General features: G+C 65.6%; 6 protein-coding genes. 5 read left to right on the forward strand and 1 reads right to left on the reverse strand.

Annotated elements, in window-relative coordinates; genetic code table 11:
- The coding region (locus QZ281_RS14505) for a sulfite reductase subunit alpha (RefSeq protein ID WP_292229543.1) at positions 1 to 1,202 on the forward strand (1,202 nt) is incomplete at its 5' end.
- On the opposite strand, the gene QZ281_RS14510 is transcribed toward QZ281_RS14505, so the two are convergent.
- Positions 1,196 to 2,593, reverse strand: a complete 1,398-nt coding sequence (locus QZ281_RS14510) for a Mur ligase family protein (protein ID WP_292229545.1) — start codon at positions 2,591 to 2,593, stop codon at positions 1,196 to 1,198. The two genes, QZ281_RS14505 and QZ281_RS14510, sit on opposite strands and share 7 nt — an antisense overlap.
- A 71-nt stretch (positions 2,594 to 2,664) precedes the next feature.
- On the opposite strand from QZ281_RS14510, the gene QZ281_RS14515 reads away from it, so the two are divergent.
- The 4 genes from QZ281_RS14515 to rpoD form a co-directional block, all read left to right on the forward strand.
- Entirely contained in the window at positions 2,665 to 3,243 is a 579-nt protein-coding gene (locus tag QZ281_RS14515) for an isochorismatase family protein (protein ID WP_292229547.1), read from the forward strand.
- A complete protein-coding gene (locus tag QZ281_RS14520; RefSeq protein ID WP_292229549.1) occupies positions 3,240 to 4,073 on the forward strand; it encodes an LD-carboxypeptidase in 834 nt (277 codons plus the stop codon). Before QZ281_RS14515 ends, QZ281_RS14520 begins: the two co-directional genes overlap by 4 nt.
- A 267-nt stretch (positions 4,074 to 4,340) precedes the next feature.
- Positions 4,341 to 6,203 (forward strand): DNA primase, encoded by a 1,863-nt coding sequence (gene dnaG / locus QZ281_RS14525; protein WP_292229551.1) that lies wholly within the window; start codon positions 4,341 to 4,343, stop codon positions 6,201 to 6,203.
- A 74-nt stretch (positions 6,204 to 6,277) separates the two neighbouring features.
- Positions 6,278 to 8,122: RNA polymerase sigma factor RpoD (gene rpoD / locus QZ281_RS14530; protein ID WP_292229553.1), on the forward strand; the 1,845-nt coding region annotated here is incomplete at its 3' end.

The raw sequence follows: 8,122 nt of genomic DNA on the forward strand, positions 1-8,122 counted from the left end.
CCAGCCAGACCGGCTTTGGCGAGGAACTGGCCTGGATGACGGCCAAGGCCATGTCCGGCGACGGCGGCGTGGGGGCGCGGGTCGTGTCCTTCGCTGATCTGGACGCCGAGGTGCTGAAGGCTGCTGATCGAGCGTTGCTGATCGTCTCCACCACGGGCGAGGGCGATCCGCCTGACGGCGCCGTGCGTTTCGTGCGCAAGGTCATGGGCGCGGAGGCGGACCTGTCGGGCCTGCGGTTCGGCCTGCTGGCGCTGGGCGATCGGTCCTATGACGCCTTCTGCGGGTTTGGTCATGCGGTGGATGGCTGGCTGCGCCGCTCGGGCGCACAGCCCCTGTTCGACACGGTCGAGGTCGATGACGGCGAGGCGGGCGCCATCCGCCACTGGCAGCATCAGTTGAACCAGATCACCGGCAGCGTGACCGCCCCCGACTGGACCCCGCCCGCCTATGACCGCTGGCGGCTGGTTGAGCGCGTGCTGGCTAATCCGGGCAGTCCGGGCGGCGAGGCGCACCATCTGGCGTTCGAACCGGTCGCGGGCGTGAGCAACTGGGCTGCGGGCGATATCGCCGAGATCGGCCTGCCGCCGCGTGACGGGGTGACGCCGGGTTCGCGCGAATACTCCATCGCCTCCCTGCCGTCGGATGGACGGGTCGAGTTCCTGATCCGCCTGATGCGCCATCCTGACGGGACGCCGGGTCTGGCCTCGGGCTGGCTGACGCAAGCGCTCAAGGTCGGCGACGTCATCGACATGCGGCTGCGCGCCAACCGCAGCTTCCACGGCCCGGCCGATGACGTGCCGATGATCCTGATCGGCAACGGCACGGGCATCGCAGGCCTGCGCGCCCACCTGAAGGCCCGCACGGCGGCGGGGGGCGGGGCGTGGCTGCTGTTCGGCGAGCGGACGCAGGCGCATGACGCCTTCTTTGACGCCGAGCTTCAGGCCTGGCTGGCGTCAGGCGTGCTGACCCGTCTGGACCGGTCCTTCTCACGCGATGCAGGCGATGAGCGCTATGTGCAGGCGCTGGTCGCCGAAGGGGCCGAGCCCCTGCGCGAGTGGATTCGGCGCGGCGCTGTCATCTATGTCTGCGGCAGTCTGGAAGGCATGGCTTCAGGCGTTCACGCGGCGCTGGAAGAGGCGCTGGGCGCAGATGTCCTGTTGAAGATGCTGGAAGACGGCCGCTATCGGCGCGACGTTTACTGAGCTAGCCGCTCCAGAAGTTCCGCCGCGAAGGTCGACAGGGTGTCGTCGCGGGCGCCCATGACGATGATGCGGTCGCCGGGCTGGGCCAGTTCCAGAATGAGGTCGCCGCAGGCGGCGCGGTCAGGCAGGGCCTCGGCGTTGCGGCCAGCGGCGCGGACGCCGGAGGCGATATCCTCGGACCCCACGCTGCGGTCGGTGGTGCCGCCGTAATAGACCGGCTCGGGCATCAGCAGCACATCATCGGGACGCATCAGACCGGCGAAGCCTTCGATGAACTCATGCTTCATCAGCTTCAGCGGGCCAAAGCCGTGCGGCTGGAACAGGATCAGCAGGCGGCCGTCGAAGGCGTGCAGTGTCTTCAGGGTGGCGGCGATCTTGTCCGGGTTATGGGCGAAATCGTCGATGACGGTGATGGCGTTGGCGGTCCCGACCACCTCCATGCGGCGGCGGATGCCTGCGAAGCTGGCCAGGGCGGCGACGGCCTCGCCCACCGGCACGCCTAGCGCCTTGACCGCACCCAGCGCCGCCAGAGCATTGGCGACATTGTGGGCGCCGGGCACGTTCAGGATGGCGTCATATTCACGCCAGCCCGCGATCAGGCGGAACTTCATCCCCGTCGGCAGGGGCTGCAGGTCGTGGGCGGACAGGTCGGCCTTCTCCTCGCCCAGCGCGAAGGTGATCGCCTTGCCCGCAGGCAGCATCTGGGCCAGCGCCGCCGTCTCGGGATTGTCGAGGTTCAGCACCGCCGTCTCGGCCCGGTCGACGAAGCCGCCGAACAGGTCGCGCAACTCCTCCATCGACTTGTGGTCCAGCGAGATGTTGGAGACCACGGCGACGGTCGGATCATAGCGGGCGATGGAACCGTCGCTTTCATCCACCTCGGCGGCGAACAGGTCCGGTCCGCCGATCAGGGCGCTGGCGAAGGGGTGGTCGGCGTCGGCGAAATTCTTCATCACCGCCCCATTCACGACGGTCGGGTTGCGGCCCGTCTGGTGCAGAATCCAGGCGATCATGCCGGTGATGGTGGACTTGCCGCTGGTGCCCGCCACGCCGATCGAGGCGGGGGCGGCGTTGAACAGCTCGCTGAGCAGTTGGGGGCGGGTCTTGATGGTCGCGCCGACACGTTTGGCGGCGCCGATGTCCGGCACAGTGTCCTCGATGGCGCCGGTGGCGATCACGACTTGATCGGGCCGGGTCACGCCCGAACCGTCCTGCGGATGCAGGGTCACGCCATGGGCGCGCAGCCAGTCGAACTTCTCGGGCGTGCGGCCCTGATCCAGCGCGCGGTCTGAGCCTTCGATGGGGTTGCCCTGCGCCTGAATGATCATGGCCAGAGGCAGCATCCCGGACCCGCCGATGCCGCAGAAGAAGTAGGAGACGGTGTCGGTCATGGTGCGATAGAAATGCCGTCGGCGCCCGACGGCGGCGCCTGGAAGTGCAAATGAATCCGTCAGGAGATGTCGTGGCCCTGGAATTCGATCCCCGCAAGACCGCATTGGTGATGATCGACCTGCAAAAGGGAATTCTGGGTGCGCCGCGAGCGCCCCATTCGGTCGAGGACGTGCTGGCCCGCAACATCGCCATCGCCCGTGCGCTGAAGGCTGCGGGCGGTTTGGTCGTGCCGGTGCGGGTCGATTTCGGGCCGAACGGGTCGTTGGCGCCGACAGGCCAGATTGATGCGCCGGGCCTGCCTGCGCTGCCCGATGATTTCGCCGAACTGCATCCCGATGTGCTGGCGCTGGCCCCCGATCTGATCGTGACCAAGCGCCAATGGGGCGCCTTCCACGGCACGGAGCTTGATCTGGCGTTGCGTCGACACGGGATCACGACGGTTCTGCTGACCGGCGTCGCCACCAATTTCGGGGTGGAGTCCACGGCGCGCGAGGGCTGGTCGCTGGATTACAATATGGTGGTGGTCGAGGATGCGTGCAGCACCTTCTCGGCTGAGTGGCATGCCTTCTCGGTGGAGGCGATCCTGCCGCGCGTGTCACGCCTGCGCTCGGCCGCCGATGTGCTGGCGGCGCTGGAGACGGCGGCGTGAGCAAGGGATTCAAGATCGGCGTCGTCTGCGCCAGTTCGCGCTTCGCCCCCGAACGCGCCGAGGCCGTCAACGCCTGGATGGCCGAACACTACCCCGACGGTGAGGTGGCGGTGGTCTTCCACCCGACCTGTTTCCTGAAGCACGGACATTTTGCCGGCGACGACCGGGCGCGGGCCGACGCCTTTGTCGAGTTCGCCAATGATCCGCGCATCGACGCCATCTGGTTCGCGCGCGGAGGCTATGGCTCGTGCCGGATCGCCGAGGCGGTCATTCCGCGCCTGAACGATGTGGCGCGCGGTAAACGCTACCTAGGCTATTCAGACGCGGGCAGCCTGCTGGCGGGGATGTACAAGGCCGGATTCCAGCATCTGGCCCACGGGCCGATGGCCTCGGATTCCGTGCGCCATGACGAGACGGCTGAAGGGGCCATCGCCTGGCTGACCACGGGACGCAGCGATTGGATCGAGCCGTCTCTGGCCGACGATCCGCGGCCTGCCGTCGCCTTCAACCTGACCATCATCGACCAGCTGCTAGGCACGGTGCTGGAGCCGGACCTGGCTGGCCATGTCCTGATGCTGGAAGAGGTGGCCGAGGCCGCCTACCGCGTCGACCGGATGATGTTTCATTTGACGGGGCAGGACAGCATCAAACGGGTGGCCGGAATTCGCCTGGGACGGGTATCTGAGATCCCGGAAAATGATCCCGATTTTGGTCTGACCCCGGAAGAAATCGTTCGTTACTGGTGCGTGAGAACGGGAATAGAATACCTGGGATCAGCGGACATCGGGCATGACGGCGCCAATAAAATCGTCCCATTCGGCCCTCGTTGAGTCAAACCGTGCGCGGCGCAAAAGACACAGTCTCGCCTTGATCGTTACTGTTAAGCTTGCACCCCTCTCGACAGCCGTGCGGTCTCAACGTCAGATGGGGGTCCGCGAGGCGTTAGGACTTCGTTAAGCCAAGGCGTTGGGGGACGCTGCGGTTTACGCCTTATGCGATGCGGCGGTTCATCTGGAATTCGGGGGATGCCTGGATGAACCGCCTGATCGCCCCCAATCCAATCGACGTGAAGCGCCTGAACGCCTAAGGATCGCGTGGTGCGTTTCGACGAAAGATTCATTGATGAACTGAAGGCCCGCCTTCGACCGTCCGACGTGATCGGGCGGACGGTGAAGCTGAAACGTCAGGGGCGGGAATATGTCGGCCTGTCGCCCTTCTCTAAGGAGAAGTCGCCGTCATTCTTCGTCAATGACGACAAGGGCTTCTTCCACGATTTCTCGTCCGGCAAGCACGGCGACATCATCAGTTTCCTGCAGGAGACGGAGCGGTTGAGCTTCGTCGAGGCGGTGCAGCGGTTGGCGGGCGAGGCGGGGATGCAGCTTCCCGCCGAAGACCCCAAGGAGGCCGAGCGCGAGCAGAAACGCGCAGGCCTGTCCGACTGGATGGACCTGGCCCAGAAATGGTTCGCCGCCAATCTGCGCCGCACGCCGGGCAAGGCGGCGCGTGAATATCTGGAAAAGCGCGGCCTGCCGGAAGACCAGTGGGAGCGGTTCGGTCTGGGCTATGCGCCCAATGACCGCGAAGGGCTGAAACAGGCGCTGGTCCAGCGCGGGGCAAAGCCTGCCGAACTGGTCGAGGCGGGGCTGCTGATCTCGCCCGAAAGCGGCGGCCAGCCTTACGACCGGTTCCGCGACCGGCTGATGTTCCCGATCCTGGATGCGCGCGGGCGGATCGTCAGTTTCGGCGGCCGGGCCATGAACCCCGACGACCGGGCCAAATATCTGAACGGCCCGGAAAGTCCGCTGTTTCACAAGGGGGCGACGCTCTACGGCCTGCCGGAAGCGCGGCGGATACTGGGGGCTGAAAGCCGCAACGATCAGGCCATCATCGTCGTTGAAGGCTATATGGATGTCATCGCCTGCCAGCGCGCGGGCCTGCCTGCCGTCGCGCCGATGGGCACGGCCCTGACCGAAGAACAGATGGAGCGGCTGTGGCGCGTGTCGCATGAGCCGGTCTTGTGTTTCGACGGCGATGCGGCGGGTCTGCGCGCCGCCTATCGCGCCATCGAACGCTCGCTGCCGCTGCTGAAGGCCGGGCGGTCGTTCCGGTTCTCGCTGCTGGGGGCAGGGCAGGACCCCGACGACATCCTGCGTGACAAGGGCGCGCCTGCATTGCGGCAAGCTTTGGCCGAGACGCATGGGTTCGCCGAGGTCCTGTTCCGTCGCGAACAGGACCTGGAGCCGCTGGACACGCCTGAACGCAAGGCGGGGTTCAAGGCGCGGCTGCGCAACACCGCCTCGGCCATTCAGGACAAGGATCTGGCCGAACAGTACAAGCGCGATCTGTTCGAGCGGTTCGACGCCCTGTTCCCCCGGGCGCCCCAACGCGCGCCGTGGACGCCGGGGCAGGGCAAGGGCCGTTTCGGCGGGCCGCCGCCCAAGCTGGGTCAGACGGCGGAGGGGGCGCAGGCGATGCAGTCGCTGTTTCGCGCCATCGAGCCGGTGCCCGCCGCCTTGGCCCACGGCGCCATCGATGATCCCGAGCGGATGGACGACCATCTGGAAGAGATCGCAGCGCACGGATTCGGCGACAAGGGGCTGGATGGACTGGCTCAGGAACTGGTTCGTTTGCGCTTGTCGGTTCAGAGTCTTGACTCTGCCGCCATGCGACGCCATCTGGCGCAATCGGGTCATGATGCCTTAGTGCGCGAGGTCGAGAAGGCGGCGGCAAAGTCCGGCGCGCCATTCCTGGCCGCAAATGCGCCCCTCGCCGAGGCAAGGGTCCGATGGTCGCAGGCGTTCGACGCTTCAACCCGCGTAGCGGCGTTGGAGGACGCCTTGTCCCAGGCGCGCAATGTGCCTGGGCAGGATGAAGCTTTCCGTCGGCTGAAGGCCGAGCGGGATGCGCTTCGCCGTGCGATCAAAGCCGGAACGATTTGGGAAGACAGCGCGGGCACGTAACCTTACGGCTCGCCAGGCATTATATTTTTCGTCGGGGCGGATTGATCACCCCCTCGGCTGGAGACTGACTGAATATGAACGCACAGACCGAGACGCAGGACGCCGAGGTTTCGACCGACGGCCCCCTGCTCGATCTGACCGACGCTGGCGTCAAGAAGTTCATCAAGCAGGCGAAAGCCCGCGGCTATGTGACGATGGAGGAACTGAACAAGGTTCTGCCGTCCGAAGAGGTGACCCCCGACGCGATCGAGGACACCCTGGCCATGCTGTCGGAGATGGGCGTCAACGTCGTCGAGGCCGAAGAGGACGCGCAGGAGCAGCAGTCCACCGACGTCGCCGCCGCCGCCTCCACCGGCGTCGCTGAAACGCCCGCCAAGGCCGCCTATGACCGCACCGATGACCCGGTGCGGATGTATCTGCGCGAGATGGGCTCGGTCGAACTGCTGAGCCGCGAGGGCGAAATCGCCATTGCCAAGCGGATCGAAGCTGGTCGCGACGCGATGATCTCGGGCCTGTGCGAAAGCGCCCTGACGTTCGAAGCCATCATGGTGTGGCGCGACGAGCTTGAGAACAACCGCATCCTGCTGCGTGAAGTCATCGACCTGGACGCTACTTACGGCGTGCTGAACCCCTCGTCCCTGCCGGGCGCCGCCCAGCCGGAAGGCGAAGAGGAAGAAGAGGCCGAAGACAAGCCGGCGGCTGAAGAAAAGCCTGAGTCCGACGACGACGACGACGATGATTTCGACGACGGCGGCGGCATGTCCATCTCGGCGCTGGAAGCCGAGCTGCGTGACGGCGTGATGGAGGTGCTGAACCTCATCGCCGCCGACTTCGGCGAGTTCCGCGGTCTGCAGGACAAGCTGGTTCAAACCCGCCTGAAGGGCGAGGTTCTGAGCGCCAAGGACGAGAAGGCCTATCGCACCCTGACGGTGGCCATTTCGGATCGTCTGAAGACGATGAAGCTGAACAACAACCGCATCGAGGCGCTGGTCGAGCAGTTGTACGCGATCAACAAGCGCCTGATCGGTCTGGAAGGCCGTCTGCTGCGTCTGGCGGACAGCTACGGCATCTCGCGGCCTGAGTTCCTGAAGGCCTATTTCGGCGCCGAACTGGACCCGACCTGGACCGAGCGGATCAAGGAACAGGGCGTGCGCTGGACCAAGTTCAGCGAGAATGAAGCCAACCAGATCGCCACCATCCGTTCCGACGTCGCTGCTGTGGCGCTGGAAGCCGGCCTGCCGATCGACGACTATCGCCGCATCGTCCAGACGGTGCAAAAGGGCGAACGCGAAGCGCGTCAGGCCAAGAAGGAAATGGTCGAGGCCAACCTGCGCCTCGTGATCTCCATCGCCAAGAAATACACCAACCGCGGCCTGCAGTTCCTGGACCTGATTCAGGAAGGCAACATCGGTCTGATGAAGGCGGTCGACAAGTTCGAGTACCGTCGCGGCTACAAGTTCTCGACCTATGCGACCTGGTGGATCCGTCAGGCGATCACCCGCTCGATCGCCGACCAGGCGCGCACCATCCGTATCCCGGTGCACATGATCGAGACGATCAACAAGATCGTCCGCACCAGCCGTCAGATGCTGCACGAAATCGGCCGCGAACCGACGCCGGAAGAACTGGCTGAAAAGCTGGCCATGCCGCTGGAGAAGGTGCGCAAGGTCCTGAAGATCGCCAAGGAGCCGATCTCGCTGGAAACGCCTATCGGCGACGAGGAAGACAGCCACCTGGGCGACTTCATCGAGGACAAGAACGCCGTCCTGCCGATCGACGCCGCCATCCAGTCGAACCTGCGCGAAACCACGACGCGGGTTCTGGCCTCGCTGACGCCGCGTGAAGAACGCGTTCTGCGGATGCGTTTCGGCATCGGCATGAACACCGACCACACGCTGGAAGAAGTCGGCCAGCAGTTC

Source organism: Brevundimonas sp., assembly GCF_018608325.1.
GTDB lineage: Bacteria > Pseudomonadota > Alphaproteobacteria > Caulobacterales > Caulobacteraceae > Brevundimonas.